This is a genomic window from Pseudomonas sp. 2822-17, assembly GCF_002742485.1.
Classification (GTDB): domain Bacteria; phylum Pseudomonadota; class Gammaproteobacteria; order Pseudomonadales; family Pseudomonadaceae; genus Aquipseudomonas; species Aquipseudomonas cyclaminis.
On the sequence record NZ_LJRZ01000644.1, the window covers coordinates 1 to 285 of the forward strand.

Below are 285 nucleotides of genomic sequence, written 5' to 3' on the forward strand. Positions count from 1 at the left end.
TACTTCCTGGAAGGTTTGGTTTCTCTCGGCAACATCCACTACTGCTCGTAAACTACCTATTTGTTCTATTATTCCACTAGCTGCAGTTATATCTACATTAGATGGCGTCGTGTATGGTGCACCAACAGTATAACCTTCTTCAATCTGCCCTTGATTTATCAGTTCCACTTCCACTGGGAACGAAACAGTTTGTTGTTCCTGTATCGATACGCGAACTGTTGTAGGGTTAACACTTACCTCAACGTCGTTAGGGAACCCTGCGTATTGAACCCGCTCGTAGTGTAC

The 285-nt window shown here is 44.2% G+C and carries 1 protein-coding gene; it reads right to left on the bottom strand.

All coding sequences use genetic code 11. From position 1 onward, the window contains the following. Positions 1 to 285 (bottom strand): CdaR family protein (locus AOA60_RS23700; protein WP_218240791.1); only part of this gene is annotated, 285 nt, incomplete at both ends.